The organism is Candidatus Cardinium hertigii, assembly GCF_050864855.1.
GTDB classification, from domain to species: domain Bacteria; phylum Bacteroidota; class Bacteroidia; order Cytophagales; family Amoebophilaceae; genus Cardinium; species Cardinium hertigii_C.
Window position 1 is genome coordinate 1 of the sequence record NZ_JBOZWW010000013.1, and the last position, 468, is coordinate 468.

Sequence of the window (468 nt, forward strand, 5' to 3'; positions counted from 1 at the left end):
TAAAGAGAAATTAGAGTTAACAAATAAAAGCTATGTAGATCCAGTTGGGAGAAGAGGAGAATCTGATTTAGTATTCAAAACCAATATAAATGGTAAGGAAGGGTATCTGTACATTATTTGCGAACACCAGTCTACTGAAGATCCGTATATGCCTCTAAGGTTTCTAGAATACAACGTTCAATTACTTCGTCAACATCTAAAAGAGAACGGGAACGTACTTCTTCCGGTTATATTAAACATGTGCATATATAATGGTAAGAATCCCTATAAAGGTTCTTCTAGTTTACTCTCTATGTTCTCTGATCCTGATCTAGCAAAATCATGTATGTTGGATAGCTTTCATTTAGTAGACTTGTACAGCACATCAGAAGATGAATTGCTTAGCTATAAAAAGGCTGCTTTTGCGGCTATGGTACTAAAACAAGGCATTTATAGAGATTTTAAGCAGTGGTTTTCTGATCATATACA

Annotated in this window: 1 protein-coding gene; it reads left to right on the forward strand. The window is 34.6% G+C overall.

Features of this window, described 5'->3' with window-relative positions; translation table 11 throughout:
* Positions 1-468 (forward strand): Rpn family recombination-promoting nuclease/putative transposase (locus ACRRVB_RS00690; RefSeq protein ID WP_432466101.1); only part of this gene is annotated, 468 nt, incomplete at both ends.